The following is a 16,852-nucleotide window of genomic DNA, read 5'->3' on the forward strand; positions in this document are numbered from 1 at the left end:
TTCCTTAATGACGAGCGTTATGATTAACCTGTGTTCATGACTATTTTCATTAACAAACAAGTTCATCACATTCAGCGATACGTTTCCTGTTAATTTTTAGAGGTAATTTATGAACACACATCATAGTGAAGAAAGCCAAACTTATGACGACACTCAGGTTGAGGAGTATTCAGCTCAACTTTTAGATGCTATCCAAAATGGATCAACATTAAAAGATGTTCACGGCGTTTCGAATCAAACAATGCATGATGTTTATAAGTTCGCTTATGAATATTACCATCAGGGAAAGCTCGATGATGCTGAATCGCTGTTCCGCTTTCTCTGCATCTATGATTTTTATAATCCTGAATACCCTTTAGGTTTAGCAGCAGTTTATCAACTTAAGAAAAATTACAGTAAAGCTATAGATTTTTATGCTCTCTCTTACACGCTTTCTGAAAATGATTTCAGGCCTATGTTCTATGCGGGAGAGTGTAACTTAATGCTTCGCCGTTCAGTACAAGCTCGGCAGTGTTTCGAAATTGTAATAAAAAGAAGCAATGATGCCCACCTGCAGGAAAAAGCTCAGGTTTATCTTACGGCGATAAATGAATCAGAGCAAAGCGAAGAAAATTCAAAAGAATAAAAACACAAGGAGTAAATTCCATGTCTTTAGAAGGTATAAGTTCGTTTAACAAAAATGCCTCTCTGGAAAAGGCCAGTCACTCAGAATTAAAAAAACACAGCGATCAGGCCAGACGCTTTGGTAATAAACAATATAAGGAGCATGTTTTAGGTGGCCAGGTTGAAAAAGCCTTACAAGTTTTACAGCCGGAGCAATTACAAACCATTTTAAAAAATGCAAGTAACACGCTTAAAAATTCGGGTTCTGTGGTTAATGGGTTTGAAAGGGAATTTACTCCTAAACTTTCGCCTGACCCGATTCAGTTGCATCCGGCCGTAGCAGAAGCGGAAATGGCAAGCTCTGCCACAGATAAGACCTTAAATGCCTCGGCACGTCTGACTGGCATACTCGCTGCCATGTCGAAATTGATGACAGAATCTTCTGTACAAAACCTCATTAATCAATTGTCTGCTTATAACTCATTGATGAAAGGCTCCAGTGAGGCCAGTGCAACACTCACGACCCAGCTAGAAAAACAGGGACTCACGTGGACCGCTGACAGCGACCATCTCAAACACATTCAAAAACAGGCTGACAAGTTATCTGCGGATAAAGCCAGCGCCGGGCATGAGTTTGAAAGTGCTAAAACCACACTTGCAAGCTTGCAAAGTCAGGCAGCAATGCAAAATGCGAATTTCGGCAGTGTTAGCCCTGAGCTGCAGGCAGAAATTGCTGCTGCTCAGCTTAATGTGAACGTGGCATCCGCCAAATATGAAGCAACCAGGGTTGCTTATACTTCCTTTGTTAAAAGCACCTTAACACCTGCCATTGAGACTGAGAAAACCAGTAAAAATGCCCTGCAAACTACTCAGCAAGAGGCAGTTAAATTAGTGGGATCGCTTTCGACGCAGCAAATTACTGTTATTGAAGTGCAGCGTATACAAAAAGACGCGCAATCCAAAAGCCTGACCTATTTAATGGCTGTAATGGCACAATTAATCAATGAAGCCGCAAATGAAGATCTGGAAGTCAATGCCGCGCTGAAACAGAAACTTGCTGAAGCCTCAGCGAAAGATGCTGAGAAGAAAGCAAAAGAGTATGACGACCAAATGAGGAAAGCAGAAGAAACCCAAAAAACAATGGGATGTATTGGTAAGGTTTTAGGGTGGGTTATTACCGCAGTGAGCTTCGCTGCCGCTATCTTCACGGGAGGAGCCTCTCTTGCCCTCGCGGCTGTTGCCCTGTCGTTAATGCTTGCAGATGAGGTCGGCAAGGCTGTGACGGGTAAATCCTTTATGCAAGCAGCCTTACAACCCATTATGGATTCTATCGTTAAGCCATTGATGGAGCTCATCGGTAACATGCTTACCAGGCTACTGGAACAAATGGGCGTTGACGCTTCTACCGCTGCTATGGTTGGACAAATCTTAGGTGCTATTGCTGCAGCAGTCATTTTGATTGCAAGCGTTTATGTCGCAGGCAGTGCAGCAAGTAAGCTAGCCAGCAAAGCAATGAGCAACATTGGAACACATTTCGCCAGTCAGTTATCCCGGATTGCTACCAGCACGACTGGACAAGTTTTTAAACGCATCAGTAATGGGCTCGGTCGTAATTTAGGTATGAACGAAGCCAAAATGGCCACCGTCGTAACCCGCACACAAATGGGATTGGCTGGCGGAACAATGGCCAATACAACGCTACAGGTTGCCGGTGGCATCAGCGTTGCCGCGCTTATGACAAAAGCAGAAACAGCACGCGCGCAAATGATGCGCGATGCAGCACTTCAGCAAATATTGTCAGATATGATGGATAGGGTGGTAAATAATTTTAGCCAGCGTTTAGGCGTCGCTAACTCTATTATTTCTGATATGTCTGCTGCTGCAGAAGATAGTTTTCAAGCGGGGAAATACATTAGCCATCAATTAAGCTCCATCACTGCTTAACTCCAAAACTTATCATGCGATTAATAAGGCTTTGATTATGTCAATAATGAACGCAGCTAATCTTGCAACACAACCCTATACTCATAATCATCTACCTGAAACTGTCAATACAGGTAATGCAGAGGACAACAAAGGTAATGTAAACACTGCAAAAAGTTTAGATCATGCCGCTGTTAAAACCGACGGCATTTTAACTTCAGTACTAAACCAAACTGTCAACTCATTAACTATCATCGATGGCAAGGCTCAACTGAAAATACCTGAGAGTTATAGTAATAAAACCCTCCCTGCCTCATCGAAATCTGAAATACTCCAGGCGATTGAAAATAATAAATCAGGTAAAGACATTGATAATATAGATCAAGCTGTTGCCTTTGTTGCCGCAACTTTTGGCTCCCAGCTGTTATCTACTCTTGCGCATTTAAAAACAAATGACAGCGCCAAAGCAGCCTCTAAAGAGGCTGTAAATTCAGCACATCCTTCATCTTCAAGCCAGACTCGCTCACAACCTGCACTGGAAGGTGGGGTCGATATCACTGCGGCAGACAGCACTTCTCATGTTTATTCAAATGTCATGGGTAACATGCGAACGATGCAAGCCTTCATGACGATTATGTCTGTATTAAATAAACATGAAAATGAAGCTAATAAGCTGGCTGCAAAGTGGTCTGAGAATACCATGAATTCCGCTATTCTGGCTGGCAACAAAGGAATTGATGCTGCCCAGCAACGCATGAATGGTACCATCACTGGCGGCATATTAAGTCTGGGGATGCAAGGTGCCTCGACTGGCGCTTCTCTGAAAGCACTGAATAACGAATCTCGCTCTATTAAAAATAATTTATCTAACGCCACGAAAACTGAGTTTAAACTTACGCAGTCAGAAAATGCCATCAAAAACAGTCGTGACAAAATGGTTCAAAATGGTCAGGAGATGAGTCCTGAAGTTTTGGGTCGTATGTCGCAACACCATCCTCAAATGAATTTTGAGAGTGCAACGCTACGTAACGCGCATCAGAAGATCAGTAATGACACCTCAAAAACACGTGTTACGGCCGAACTGATGACTCAGGGCGGCCATGCAACAAACTCTATTGTTCAGGGAACCTATGAAGTAAGTGCAGCCGAAGAGAGTAAGCAAGCTGATATTGCGCGTGGCAATCAAAGCGTCACGAATGAAGTTGACAACACCTTCCAGCAAGTCGCTAAGAAAGCCAATGATTCCGAAAACGGACTCCGCCAGGCATTAATGTCAATTCTGAATAATAACAACGATGCTGTCAGTGCTATTGCCAACCGTATGGGTTAATACGCGCTGTTTTTTAATGTATGCGGGGACGATCGCTCCCCGCTTTTATCATTTACCTGGAGACATGATGAATATCAACTTACAGAACCCTATGAAAAATGATTCTTTATGGATGAATAATACGTCATCTCAAAGTAAGCAATTAGTTGATCCCATTGTCAACAGTACTTCACCAAATAAAAACATTTCTTTTTTGAAAAAACTCATTGGCGTACTACTTAATCAAGAAAGCGGCGACAATCCGGGAAATAAAAGCTCACCCGCATTAAAAATAAATGCCCTTTATACGCTTTTGAATAACCATGAACCAGACGTTGCCAGCCAACGTCAAGCTGAAAACACTCGCTTTGATAAATTAATTAATCATGTTATTCCAGCCAGTTATTCTGAACAACCTAAAACAAGCAGTACTGCAGAAAAAGTCTTGATAACATCAGAGGCGACGTTGCAAAAAAACTCAGCTTCGTACGTGACACAGTAAGAGATGACCAGCTTCATACACAAAAGAATTATAGTATTTTTACGACGGCTATCAGAAAAGAGGTTTCACAGGCAAAAGCTGAAGAGAGCAGAACTGGCATTGATGTCAATACCAGCTATGCCGAGTTACGGGCGAGAGTCGCAATTGCTATAGGGGGCATTAAAAAGGATTACGTCGATTTTTATGCAGACTTAATGATTACCTATACTTCTATGTATGAAAAGTTTAATGAAACTGTACAGAAGGCAGCAGGAGAGGCCATCACTTCAGGTAAGGATGGTAATACTATTAAATTCGACAAAAATATTATGGAAAAAGGCTGGCGTGATTTTGACACCTGGGTTAACGCTCAACAATTTGGCTCTGTTCCGGGTTGGGAAAATATGAGTTCGGAGCAAAAAGCTGAAATGACGGGTACACTTGAGCCAGCTTATAAAGTCGATCAGAATGGAAAAATCTCCTTCAATCTTGATCAATATAATGCAAGCCTTAAGCTTCCCACTACAACGGGAGAGATTTCAACCACAGCTTATCAAGCCTGGTTAGCTTCTTTTAACGCCTTAGGAAGCAGTTTCCAAAGTAATATGCAATCATTTGCCCAACGCTACAGCCAGGCCAACAGTACTTTTGATAATTTAAATAAAGTCTTGAGCGGTGTTATATCAACACTTGCAGATAGTGCAAAACAGGTATTGAAATCTTTGTAATAGAAAGGGTTAAACTTTCATGCAAAAAAACAGTAAAACCAAACCATCTAATCAAGAGTATTTTACTCTGCGTGGTTTCGTTTCTGCGCACACTATCAATTTACCAGCAAAATTTTCATGGCTTAGCCTATCAAGCCTGACAGCAAAAACGCACAAGCCACTGACTATTACTCTCCCTGCAAATAAAAAAATGAGCGGTTTGCTTTCTTATCTGCCCCCTTCAGTGAGACAACCTCATCTGTACATTACAATAATAAATCTTTCAAAAGCAGGCTTAATCATTCCTTTCACGTTCAACAAGCGACAAAGCCAGTTGAGCATAAAGAAATTTCTCATTCTTGCCACCTCAAGCAATTAATTATTAACTTTCTTTACAAATTCCCCTTTTGCTCAGGCAAGAGTACATCGGAAAAATAACAGAGGAAATAGTTATGCATGGAATAAATACAGAGTATGCGAACCAGACGGCACTTAAAATTCAAGAAGCAGTTACGCAGTGTTTGCACAACAACCTGACATCATGCATTCAGGCAGTACAAAACAGCCACCTTACTTTTGCCAGGCAAAATTATGTTTCCAATCCAGACAGCATTTCGTCAGCCTCTAAATTTATCGACACCCTTGCTCAATCTTCTCTTTCTGAAAAATTAGACAATCTGGATGCTTATGAAAATGGTAAGTTATTCAAAAATACCATTGGAATGCTCGCCTTACAAAAAGACAGCTTTGCCGAAACTGAAAAAAGGAAAATTAACAACCTAACTAAATTTATTTCACAACATCCTGAAAAGGTAAATGACCAAAAAACATGGAATAAGCTTATTCCTTTTTTACAGCAGTACGGTAAGAGTGTCGTAGAGAAACTTTCAGCTAACATTGTCGATAGTTCAATTGATGCATGGTGTCATCATCATCCTGATTGTTCACGAGAACAGGCTATGAATGATCTTGGTAAGGTTTTCAAACCCGATATTCGCGCTTGCTTTAATCTTCTGGACGAAATCGTTGAAGATATAGCCAGACTATCAAAGAACAACGGCACAGGAATGCTGCAGGACATGAGGCGACTCAATGCCGCTCTTAGTGCTATTCCTGCAACACTGAATACGCATAAAGCGTCTAAAGCAGAACCGCCACTTGCTCAAATGCCTTCCCCTCTGGGCCCCAGGGAAATAATAACTTACAGGCAAATGACCCTTCCAAAGGTTTTCCTTTCGGCCCTGTAAATATTATTAATAATAACAACCCAAACTTTAGCCAAAACGAAACGACTGATAACCATCAGCGATCTGGACTGAATACGCCAGACAGCAAAAGTGCAGATCGTTATGTTGGGTTAGCAGAGTTGATATTAAATTCAGATAACCTGAATCAGGATCAGACATTTTTGTTAATGAAAGATCTTATCGCAAGTCTGCCTTCCCGTGATAAATCGGTCATTACGGCTGATGATTATCATAATTTATTTGATAATCGTGAAAAAATTGTCAGCAATATTGATTTTGTACAAATCGAAAAGCCGGAAACGCGTGAGACAGGCGTGAATACCTTCTCTTCAACGGACACGGTTGATTTAGAGAGCATTACGAATCTTGTTGACTCCACGGATCCTGAAGATGCGCTTGTTCAAGACCTGACAAAACATCTGACAGGCTCCTTATTTATAGACTCTGATCAGCTTGATATCAGGAAAAAAAGCGGGCCTGAATTTAAACCTCAAGTCATTTTTGATACTACAGATAGCCCTCTATCCTATGATGAGACTGATATAGCACCTGAAAACGATTCATCTCATGCTGTAGATAACCGAAATCGCCTTTCGGCAGCAGATCATCGATCATCAGATAAACAGGAGACTTTGGTTACAGGAAGCGAAGCTAATAATGCATCAGACACTGAGCGAAGCAGATCATCTGACAATCGCCTGACGTCGGCTACTGCCGCAAACGGGGGCGTTAATGAGGATAGTAAGACTACTGGTCATAACGTCTCAGACGCCAAAACAGATCGCATAAGGTCTGCGGCGAACGGCACAACGGCTGACGCCGCTAACACACAAAACGGCCAGTCGGCCACAGGGGCCAGGATAGTTAGTGATACCAGCGCCAACGAAAGCGACGACACAACTGTGAATAAAATTGACCACAGCAAAAACACACAGATAAATAACACCTTTAACCGCTATAGCACATTGGTGAATTTTTCCGGGGCGTCTCTTTCCAGTGCGAATATCGAGACTAAGGGTATTAACACAAACGACATAGCTAAAAGCTCAACGCTTTATCAATTCGCCCCTTTAAGCGATATAAAAAATAGTAACGCAACGTATATACAGCGTATGAGCAATGCTAAACCTAGTCGTAATGAAAAATTATCAGAACAAAGTCTTGAAATTCAGATCCCGGATAATCAAGAAAAAGAAGTTGTAGTTCGAAGTGTTCAGCAACTTTCAGGGCATGAAACTCGCCCTGAAGCAACCCCCTCAACAAAAGTAATCCCAAAGAGATTTTACTGGACACACTAAAAGCAGAACTGCGCCTGAATGGCCTGGAAAATGATCCATTAATCAGTAAAGTTAACCTGGGAAGGCAGGCTATATAAACAGCATTGAACATTATATTAAATCGGCCTTTCTTACAGTAGTGGGAAGCGACTCTAAAAATGACATCAGACAAAAAGCCATATCTGATGCGTTAACGTTATTTAAAGAAGCGGGTCACATGGATAATATAAAGGACTCTCGCTTCTATGATTTCATTAAGTTTAGTCCAATGCTAAATAAACGCATCTTTACATCAGAAAAAACAATAAACATTTTGGATAATGTAAAATGGAAATAAATGAAGCGTTAGATATTATAAGCAGTAAGATAAGTCAGATTAATGGGTTGCCAGCCGGGCAAATTGCTATGGAAGATAGTCTCATCAAAACGCTAAAACTGGACTCTATTGAGCTAATTGAATTCCTTATCAGTTTAGAAGAGCAGGGTCTTTTTTTGCAAGAAGAGCAGATCAATGCTGACCTGACTGTAGGCGATTTGGTTAAGTTATGTTGTTAGCGATTACAATGTGACAAAGCCCTGGCATTACCAAGATGACAGGATTCATCTCGGTGTTGATTTATGAGAAAATAGTTTAAAGAGAAAAAATAAGATGAAAATTAATGAATATACACAAGCAACGTTCTATGTCGATAATATATCAGATGTTAATTTATCGACAGCTGAAAACAAAAAAAACAAATCCTGTGGGAAGGGAATAATTTATTTTATAAAAAAAATAATCAATACAGCAAAATCTTTCAGAAAAAACAATAAAGTTGATGAGATTGCTAACTTTTCCAACCTATGTAACCTGACCTCTGAACGTTTACTAGCCAATCCAAAAAATGCGAATGGTATTTTTCGTCAAAACCTTAGCTTTGAACAGGACAAAAAAGTGAAGGCGATGTTTTCATCGCGTTTCCAATCAAGTAAAATCGATGCGAATTTCTCATCGCTAATCTACAGCGAATTTATAAAGAAACAATGTCAAAATATTTTTGTAAAGAAAATGACGCTAAGTGATGCTTCAAAAATAAACAGTTTAGCGCAAGATCATGAAAAAGTGATCGCCTACTTTGAAAGCAAAGTCAATCCTGTTGATGATGAGCCCGAAAAAGCAAAAGCTATGCTGAAATCTGCGTTTACCGTTTTTAATGCTTACCGTCAGGTGTGTGAAGAAAATCTTTATAACAAAGAGGCTTTCTATAGCCTTGAATGTTTAAAAACGGGTGGTCTGCCTCTTTCTTTCTTCGAACTGGATTATTCCTCATTAAATTCTGAAAATGACCTACAAAAAGTCAAGGAGAGCAGCGCCAACATGATAGGATCTATTTCAAAAGCGTTCTTCTCTGTGCTGGAAGCCTATTACGCCATTGAAAACATCCCTGAAAATGAACAGACTCGTTTATAATCTATTGATTTAACTTTCTTTTCTTCAAGTTGAATTGAAACTCACTCAATCAATATCGTTTTCGGCTTTTTTTTTTAAAAAACAGAATAGCGAGGCAATTTTTCTTAGGCTGACGCTAAATACCTCACGGCTGGCCAACATCTGGTCGGCCATTTCTGTAACAGGGGCCGTTGAGCGGGCAACTTTTGCTGCATAAGCGTTTAAAGAAGCATGACACCATTTTAATGCGCGCAATCTATCTTATGTTAAATAACTTATGCGCCAGCGTTGTGCTCTTTCACCTCTCTTCATCTGCCTGACAACGGCACAACTAACGCATCAGAATCAGGTTGACCTGAAATTGCCTTTTCCTGCCTTACTGTTATCGACCTGAATTAAAATCTCATCGTTTTTCTTCCTCGCTGTCCGGTGCGTTAGCGTGAATAACGTAATTCATAGCAGAGCATCCGACACATTCTGTTAACAAAGAAAGTGCTGGTACTTTTCTTTTGGCTCTTTACTAAATTGTTTTAAAACCGCCTCTTACAAACATTTAACGATACCAGTGCTCATCTGAAGCAGATCATTTAGTGCTTTATTAATAACTCAGTAACAAAAAAGTGGCACCCCGCGTGGTCAAAAACGCAGCAACACTTTGATTATTAATAAAAAGCCATTAATAAATCTTCACAAAATTAATCGTTGAGTCCGGTGGTAAAAAGTCCTATATTGGCCGCGCTTTTTAAGCAGTAGTTTACTTTTTATTCAATTATTCAACTGAGGCACAATGATAAGCCCTGGTTGTAGGAGAGATATGATGACGGATAAAGTCCGTATTGATAGTTTAGATGCGCATTCAGTCACTAACAACGAAACCTACCTGGCCAGACAGGCTGAGTTTGAATCTAACGTCAGAAGTTATCCACGTAAGCTGCCTTTGGCAATTGCTAAAGCGAATGGCGTATGGATCACTGACGTTGAGAATAAGCAATACCTTGATTGCCTGGCAGGCGCAGGAACCCTGGCGCTGGGTCACAATCATCCTGACGTGTTGCAAAGCATCCAAAATGTCATTACCAGCGGCTTGCCGTTACATACTCTTGATCTGACAACGCCATTGAAAGATGAGTTTTCCGCTTATCTGCTCTCTTTACTGCCTGGTCAGGGCAAAGAATATTGCCTGCAGTTTACCGGCCCTTCTGGCGCTGATGCCGTTGAAGCCGCACTGAAACTGGCGAAGAAACACACTGGCCGTTCAGGCGTGATCAGCTTCTCTGGCGGCTATCACGGCATGACGCACGGTGCACTGTCCGTTACCGGCAACCTGTCTCCGAAAGAAGCCGTTGACGGTATGATGCCTGAAGTGCAGTTCATGCCTTACCCGCACCTGTATCGCTGCCCGCTGGGCATTGGTGGTGAAGCGGGTGTGAAGGCGCTGACCTATTACTTTGAAAATCTGATCAACGACGTTGAAAGCGGTGTGCGTAAACCTGCTGCGGTCATTTTAGAAGCGGTTCAGGGTGAAGGTGGCGTGAATCCGGCTCCGGCTGAATGGTTGCAGCGCATCCGTAAAGTGACTCAGGAACATGGCATTCTGCTGATCATCGACGAAGTCCAGGCTGGCTTTGCACGTACCGGTAAATTCTTTGCCTTTGAACATGCGGGTATTGAGCCAGACATCATTGTGATGTCAAAAGCGGTCGGCGGCGGTTTACCGTTAGCCGTACTGGGTATCAAGAAACAGTTTGATGCCTGGGAACCGGGCCACCATACCGGCACCTTCCGTGGTAACCAACTGGCGATGGCAACGGGCCTGACTACGCTGCGTTACCTCAAAGATAATAATGTCGCTGACAAAGTGGCTGAGCAAGGCGAATGGCTGAAAGCCAAACTGGCTGAGCTGCAAAAGCGTTATCCGGTTATCGGCAATGTGCGTGGTTTGGGTTTGATGATCGGCATCGAGCTGGTTAAACCTGACGAAGCAGCAGATCATATGGGTTGCTTCCCGGCTGATGGTGCGCTTTCTGCACTGGTGCAGAAGAAATGCTTTGAAAACGGTCTGATTCTGGAGCGCGGTGGCCGTCACGGTAGCGTATTGCGCCTGCTGCCTTCCCTGCTGATCAGCAATGCAGAACTCGACGTGTTCATTGATAAATTTGAAAACGCCCTGCTCTCAGCTGGCGTTAAACCGGTTTGAATGGAGTGAATTCGATGTCCCGGTTAAATCCAATTCTGGCCGCTTCAGCGCAAAGCACCGAAGCGTATCAGCAAGCAATTGAACAGAGCAGCCAGGCGGTTGTGAAGTGGCTGCAACAGCCTGAGATGTATCAGGGTAAAACCGTTGCTGAACTGCGTGAACGCATCAAACTGGATTTCAATCCGCAAGGCCTGGGCAACCAGGCCGCCATTGAGCGGGCGATTGAATACTTTTTGAAAGACAGCCTGTCAGTGCATCATCCACAGTGTGTGGCGCATTTGCATTGCCCAAGCCTGGTGATAAGTCAGGCCGCAGAGGTCATGATCAATGCAACCAACCAAAGCATGGATTCCTGGGATCAAAGCCCTTCAGCCACCATCATTGAGATGAAGCTGATTGAGTGGTTGCGTACTCAGGTTGGTTATCAGGCTGGCGATGCGGGTGTGTTCACCAGCGGCGGTACGCAAAGTAACCTGATGGGTTTGATGCTGGCACGCGATGCCTACTTTGCACGCCAGGGACATTCGATCCAGCAGGACGGCTTAACGGGCGATCTGCGTAAGATCAAAGTGCTTTGTTCTGAAAATGCACACTTCTCCGTACAGAAAAACATGGCGTTGCTGGGCCTCGGCTATCAGTCTGTGACGCTGGTGAAAACCGATCAGTTTGCCCGTATGGATCTGAACGATTTAACCGCCAAAGTCACTCAGGCGAAAGCCAACGGTGAGCAAATTCTGGCTATCGTTGCTACCGCAGGCACAACCGATGCCGGCGCAATTGACCCATTACGTGCTATCGCAACACTGGCGGCAGAACATAATATCTGGGTTCACGTCGATGCGGCCTGGGGCGGAGCGTTATTGCTGTCTGAGAAATATCGTGACTATCTGGACGGGATTGAACTGGTTGACTCCATCACGCTGGACTTCCATAAACAATTTTTCCAGACCATTAGTTGCGGCGCTTTCTTGCTGAAAGAAGCGCGTCACTATGAGCTAATGCGCTATCAGGCGGCTTATCTGAACTCTGAGTTCGATGAAGCGCAAGGTGTACCGAATCTGGTCTCGAAATCACTGCAGACGACCCGCCGTTTCGATGCATTGAAGCTGTGGATGGGCCTGGAAGCTTTAGGTCAGAAGCAATACGCCGAGATCATCGATCACGGTGTGACGCTGGCAAAACAGGTTGCTCACTACGTTGATGAACAAGCCTCGCTGGAACTGGTTATGCAACCGCAGCTCGCCAGCGTGCTGTTCCGTTATCGTCCGGCCGCAATGGCATCGGCAGATGATGCAGCCGTGGCGTTGTTAAACCAGCAAATTGGTGATGCCCTGCTCGAATCAGGTCGCGCTAATGTGGGTGTAACCGAGTTTAATGGCGTAACCTGCCTGAAAATGACGTTATTAAACCCTACCGTAACGCTGGAAGATATTCAGCTGCTACTGGCACTGGTTGAGAAAACTGCACAACCGTTACACAGCGCCTGATTTTCGCTGAGTTCTGGCAAAAAAGCCGATAATTTTATCGGCTTTTTATTGTTACGTTTAGAGACGCCCCCAAAAAAACGCACTATCTTCTCTTCGGCTGATTTATCTTTCGCCGATTCCCAAAGCTCACCCAAACGAAAATCCCATGACAACGGTTTTATCTTTATTCTTCCATTGCAGGGAGCCAGGGTAATTTCACTGAAATAAATTTCGTCATCGGTGGCATACATATCAACGCGACAATAGTCGATGTCTTCGGCCAGTTTTTCTGCCAGTGCAATCAATTTGGCAAATTTGACGGGTTTTTCGAGCGGATAATCTGTAGTAGGGTACCCAACCGTAAAAGGTAAAAGCTGCCAGCTACAGTTGTATACATTCACGAATTCTTTTTGTTTTCGTCCGTTATATCTACTTCAACAAACTGCACCTGACCGGAAAAGCAATGTAACCGAAAAATTTCTGGCGTAACGCTTTTATCTTTTTCCAAAAACAGATCAATATATTTTTCACAAATCACGGCGGGCTTAATATTTTTATAATGCCATTCCCGCGTTGCATAATACATATTTCTCCCCAGACAGAACTCAATTTTCTTTTTTGCTTTGCTGAAATTAAAATGGTTTTTATTAGTACAGATAATGGCGCTGCCGCTGTCGTGTGTGCATTTAATCACAAATTTTTGCGGTAACAACTTGATGTCGATGTCATCAAATTTTTCGTAGACGCCTAATAAAGGCACCAGATAGTGCTCACCGATTTTATCTCGCACATAATCACGAACCTTTACCTTATCAGCTAACAAAGTGAAGTCAGGATTGTGATCATAAATCATGCGATGGTTTATTTTTTTCGTTCAGGCTGGCGGGCTTGATAATGCTGGCGACTCTGTTGAACTCTCGCGAATACTTTGATTGCCTGTATCTCAAATCGCTGACAAAAAAGCTCCGCATCACTTTTCCACAATACTCAATTTTCTTTATTATAAAATTATGATACTGCATGGTTCCGTCCTGAGATATCAAAACCTCATCGTAACGTTGCTTTATTAAACCTCAGATAAATAAAATCGCCCCCTCTGCTTTGTAAGTTAACGAATGAGAAACAGGCAGGTTTTAATAACAGGCTGTCACATTAATATTTTTTCACATATTCAAGTTTAATTATTTTATTAACATATTTCTTTTTTTCAGTCGCTATTGCGAAATTAACACTTAATAATAATGCAATAAACAAGATCTCTTTTAGCTTTACACCTTCTGCAATTCTTTTTTGACTTGCCAGCATTTTCATTCCTTCGAAAAAACAGGAAGTTGTACTGTCGCTCAATAATAAAAATTATCATCCATCGTGAAACGATACAGGCTATCACCTTTGTTGTTTGTACAAAATAACGCAGTAGAAGTGCTATAAGGTGGCAAGCGCAAACAGAATGCAGAACTTAAATTCAGGGCATTAATATCAGGCAGCAAGATTTTTCTGCCCTGACTATTAAGCCCTGCTTGTTGAAGATATTAAATTTTTGGTTGCGTTGGCTCATCCAGCAAGCGCAGATGATCATCTTTATTTAGCGTCATCAGTGCCAGAATGCTGACCACTGCCGTTGCCATGACATACCAGGCGGGAATATCGAGATTACCGGTTTGCTTAATTAGCCCGGTAATAATTAAACCTGCACAGCCAGAGAAAACAGCGTTTGACAGCGAATAAGCCAACCCCAACCCGGTGTAGCGCACGCGAGTTGGAAACATTTCGGCCAACATCGCGGGGCCGGGACCGGCCAACAATCCGACAACACCACCGGCAATAAATACCACTGCGCCCTTAATCAATAACGTTGAAGATTCAGCCTGCAAGATTTTCAGCAACGGCAGAGCTAATACCAACAGCAGCACCGCTGCTGTCACCATCACTGTACGTCGACCAATTTTGTCACTGAGTATCCCGGCGGGAATGATGGTTAACGCAAAGCCCAAATTAGAAATCACGGCGATCAGCAATGCCTGATTAAATCCTGTATGCAATGAAGATTGCAGGTAGGTTGGCATAATCACTAAGTACGTGTAACCGGCAGCTGACCATACCATCACGCGACAAATCCCGAGCAGTATGGTTTTAAAGGTGGCGCTCAGACTGGCTTTTTCCTCAGGCAGAGAGGCGTGTTGTTGCTGTTTAATAAAGCTTGGCGTCTCTTCCATGTGTACGCGCAGCCATAATGCAACGCCGCCCAGCGGCAAAGCAATAAAGAAGGGAATGCGCCAGCCCCAGCTTAACATCTGCTCGGGTTCCAGCGAGGCGGAAAGCAGCGCGACAATCCCTGCACCAGCGAGTAATCCGAGGGCGACGGTAAAAGATTGCCAGGCGCCAAACAGACCACGTTTACCGCGAGGTGCAAATTCCGTCATTAAGGAGACAGCGCCGCCATACTCTCCCCGGCAAACAGGCCCTGAAGAATACGCAGCCCGGTAATAATTAGCGGTGCCGCTATGCCTATGCTGGCATAACCCGGCACAATGCCAATCGCCGCTGTCGCCAGCGTCATCATAATTAATACAATTATCAGCGTGGGTTTACGCCCGATCCTGTCGCCGATGCGACCAAACACGATGGCTCCGAGTGGCCGGAAAAAGAAGGCGATAGCAAACGATGCATAGGTGAGAATAATGCCTGTTAATGCCGTTTCGCCCTCTAAGCGAAAGAAGTTTTGTGCGATTATTGTTGCCAGAAAGCCGTAAACGGCAAACTCATACCACTCGATAAAATTCCTCACTGAACCCGCAATCAGTGCGCGCTTTTGTGCAGGGATAATATGTTCCGCTTGAACAGAGACAGTCATAGTAAAGAGATCCTTTCTTAAATTCGTCAGAGATTTATCCATAACACAATATGTTGATGAATACCTGAACGGGTCTCAAAACCGTTAAGTCTGTTGCAGGTTAACGCAGCACAGCGTAAACATGCGTAACACCTTAAGTTTTCAGCAGTCGCTCAACTTCGCGTCGCCGCTTACGGTAAGTTGCAGGCGTCTCGCCATACTGTTTACGAAACCAACTAATCAGATGAGAAGCATCGGCAAAACCGCTGGCACTGGCGATTGCATTGATGCTGTTGCTGGAGTTGGCCATCAGTTTACGCGCATGTTCCAGCCGCAATTTGCGCCAGTAAGCCGAAGCTGTTTCGCTGGTGCCGACAACAAAGGCCCGATTTAACTGACGTGATGTGACGCCAACAAATTCTGCGACCCGCTCCAGTGGGACAGGCTTATCAAGATGGTGTTTCATAAATTCAATAGCGCGTAACACCAGATCGTTCTCATATACCGCTTGATGATGTTTTTTCTCTCGCTGTTTACTCCGCGCTTTTTTTGCTGGCTCCTCGTCTGCCAGCAGGTATTTCAGCCCTTTCTGGGCGCGAATCTCACCGCAGTGCCAGCGAATTAAATCTGCCGCCAGGTCAATTGCCGTTCCGCCTGGGCAGGTAATGATGCCTCGGTCATTAATGTAACTTTTATCAATAACGGGTATAGCCAGGGAAAACGCTGACGAAACTCATCACGGGTTGTGAAATGAATGGCACATTGTCGGCCATTTAATAAACCCGCATTGCCTAAAATAAATGAGCCGCTGCACAGGGTAATAATCGGTATTTTACGTGCATGAAGTTGGCATACCGCCTCCAGTAACCAGCCCGGTGGATTGCGCGTTTCCTCCAGCAAACCGCCCGCCAGTACGATGTAATCCCAGTGGGCGTCGAGATCGAGCGGAGCAGTGGGTGTTACCTGTAAACCGCAACTGGCAATAACCGGTTGATTGTCACACGTCATCCATTCCCACTGGCAAAAGATCTGTCGACTGGAAAAGGATTCATCGGCAGCAAAACGCAACGACTCCACCAGCCCAGCGACAGAAATCAGGGTGAAGTGATTAATTAATAAAAAGCCAACACGCAGGTCTGGTTTTAAAGGATGATCGAGGGCGCCTGGCGCGGCATGCGTAAACATACAACTCTCTCTGTCACAACGGAGTACATTGCCATAGGTTAACAATAATTGCGGCTGTTCTTAAGTGCTGTCGGGTGCGGGTGTAGTAGCAATCACAGCACAGATAACGAAAAGCGACCGGTTTGCCAACACACTTTTTTGCCGCTCCTTGCATAATGCCTTTCTGCCCGTTAGGGTGAGCGCAATTTTTTACAC

The 16,852-nt window shown here is 43.6% G+C and carries 18 protein-coding genes and 1 pseudogene; 12 read left to right on the top strand and 7 right to left on the bottom strand.

Features of this window, described 5'->3' with window-relative positions:
* Positions 1-109: 109 nt before the first annotated feature.
* The 10 genes from sicA to O3W44_RS01090 all read left to right on the top strand — a co-directional run bounded on the left by sicA (position 110) and on the right by O3W44_RS01090 (position 8,997).
* Positions 110-625 carry a type III secretion system translocator chaperone SicA gene (gene sicA, locus O3W44_RS01045; RefSeq protein ID WP_269291644.1) on the top strand — a complete coding sequence of 172 codons (516 nt, stop codon included), beginning with the start codon at positions 110-112 and terminating at the stop codon, positions 623-625.
* A 20-nt stretch (positions 626-645) separates the two neighbouring features.
* Positions 646-2,547, top strand: a complete 1,902-nt coding sequence (gene sctE, locus O3W44_RS01050) for a type III secretion system translocon subunit SctE (protein ID WP_269291645.1) — start codon at positions 646-648, stop codon at positions 2,545-2,547.
* A gap of 37 nt (positions 2,548-2,584) precedes the next feature.
* On the top strand, positions 2,585-3,856 hold the full coding sequence (locus O3W44_RS01055; RefSeq protein WP_269291646.1) for a hypothetical protein: 1,272 nt from the start codon (positions 2,585-2,587) through the stop codon (positions 3,854-3,856).
* 64 nt (positions 3,857-3,920) lie between these two features.
* Positions 3,921-4,337 carry a hypothetical protein gene (locus O3W44_RS01060; RefSeq protein ID WP_269291647.1) on the top strand — a complete coding sequence of 139 codons (417 nt, stop codon included), beginning with the start codon at positions 3,921-3,923 and terminating at the stop codon, positions 4,335-4,337.
* Positions 4,338-4,435: 98 nt separating this feature from the next.
* Positions 4,436-5,044: an IpaD/SipD/SspD family type III secretion system needle tip protein gene (locus O3W44_RS01065; RefSeq protein WP_269291732.1), complete on the top strand. Its 609-nt coding sequence runs from the start codon at positions 4,436-4,438 to the stop codon at positions 5,042-5,044.
* Positions 5,045-5,063: 19 nt separating this feature from the next.
* Positions 5,064-5,402 (top strand): hypothetical protein, encoded by a 339-nt coding sequence (locus tag O3W44_RS01070; protein ID WP_269291648.1) that lies wholly within the window; start codon positions 5,064-5,066, stop codon positions 5,400-5,402.
* A 73-nt stretch (positions 5,403-5,475) separates the two neighbouring features.
* The gene (locus tag O3W44_RS01075; RefSeq protein ID WP_269291649.1) at positions 5,476-6,270 is read left to right on the top strand and encodes a hypothetical protein; all 795 of its coding nucleotides are present in this window, start codon (positions 5,476-5,478) and stop codon (positions 6,268-6,270) included.
* A 161-nt stretch (positions 6,271-6,431) separates the two neighbouring features.
* A complete protein-coding gene (locus O3W44_RS01080; RefSeq protein WP_269291650.1) occupies positions 6,432-7,568 on the top strand; it encodes a hypothetical protein in 1,137 nt (378 codons plus the stop codon).
* 306 nt (positions 7,569-7,874) lie between these two features.
* Entirely contained in the window at positions 7,875-8,102 is a 228-nt protein-coding gene (locus O3W44_RS01085; protein ID WP_269291652.1) for an acyl carrier protein, read from the top strand.
* Between the two features lie 94 nt (positions 8,103-8,196).
* Entirely contained in the window at positions 8,197-8,997 is an 801-nt protein-coding gene (locus tag O3W44_RS01090; protein WP_269291653.1) for a hypothetical protein, read from the top strand.
* 45 nt (positions 8,998-9,042) lie between these two features.
* Here the strand turns inward: O3W44_RS01090 and O3W44_RS01095 are convergent, their stop codons facing one another.
* Positions 9,043-9,231 carry a hypothetical protein gene (locus tag O3W44_RS01095; RefSeq protein ID WP_269291654.1) on the bottom strand — a complete coding sequence of 63 codons (189 nt, stop codon included), beginning with the start codon at positions 9,229-9,231 and terminating at the stop codon, positions 9,043-9,045.
* 559 nt (positions 9,232-9,790) lie between these two features.
* Here O3W44_RS01095 and O3W44_RS01100 point away from each other — a divergent pair.
* Complete coding sequence (locus tag O3W44_RS01100) at positions 9,791-11,173, top strand: diaminobutyrate--2-oxoglutarate transaminase (RefSeq protein ID WP_269291655.1); 1,383 nt, start codon at positions 9,791-9,793, stop codon at positions 11,171-11,173.
* A 14-nt stretch (positions 11,174-11,187) separates the two neighbouring features.
* Positions 11,188-12,660, top strand: coding sequence for a pyridoxal phosphate-dependent decarboxylase family protein (locus O3W44_RS01105; RefSeq protein WP_269291656.1), 1,473 nt, complete (start codon positions 11,188-11,190; stop codon positions 12,658-12,660).
* On the opposite strand, the gene O3W44_RS01110 is transcribed toward O3W44_RS01105, so the two are convergent.
* The 6 genes and pseudogenes from O3W44_RS01110 to O3W44_RS24640 form a co-directional block, all read right to left on the bottom strand.
* Positions 12,606-13,040, bottom strand: coding sequence for an ATP-grasp fold amidoligase family protein (locus O3W44_RS01110; RefSeq protein ID WP_269291657.1), 435 nt, complete (start codon positions 13,038-13,040; stop codon positions 12,606-12,608). The two genes, O3W44_RS01105 and O3W44_RS01110, sit on opposite strands and share 55 nt — an antisense overlap.
* Positions 13,037-13,492: an ATP-grasp fold amidoligase family protein gene (locus O3W44_RS01115; RefSeq protein WP_269291658.1), complete on the bottom strand. Its 456-nt coding sequence runs from the start codon at positions 13,490-13,492 to the stop codon at positions 13,037-13,039. Before O3W44_RS01115 ends, O3W44_RS01110 begins: the two co-directional genes overlap by 4 nt.
* A 299-nt stretch (positions 13,493-13,791) precedes the next feature.
* Positions 13,792-13,944, bottom strand: a complete 153-nt coding sequence (locus tag O3W44_RS01120; protein ID WP_269291659.1) for a hypothetical protein — start codon at positions 13,942-13,944, stop codon at positions 13,792-13,794.
* A gap of 227 nt (positions 13,945-14,171) precedes the next feature.
* A pseudogene (locus tag O3W44_RS01125) lies at positions 14,172-15,493 on the bottom strand (MFS transporter).
* Positions 15,494-15,626: 133 nt separating this feature from the next.
* Positions 15,627-15,959 (bottom strand): helix-turn-helix domain-containing protein, encoded by a 333-nt coding sequence (locus tag O3W44_RS24635; RefSeq protein WP_331283424.1) that lies wholly within the window; start codon positions 15,957-15,959, stop codon positions 15,627-15,629.
* A 134-nt stretch (positions 15,960-16,093) separates the two neighbouring features.
* Complete coding sequence (locus O3W44_RS24640; protein ID WP_331283425.1) at positions 16,094-16,657, bottom strand: DJ-1/PfpI family protein; 564 nt, start codon at positions 16,655-16,657, stop codon at positions 16,094-16,096.
* Positions 16,658-16,852 lie beyond the last annotated feature (195 nt).

The sequence above is a fragment of the Pantoea sp. LMR881 genome (assembly GCF_027157825.1).
In the GTDB taxonomy this organism is placed as follows: domain Bacteria; phylum Pseudomonadota; class Gammaproteobacteria; order Enterobacterales; family Enterobacteriaceae; genus Pantoea; species Pantoea haifensis.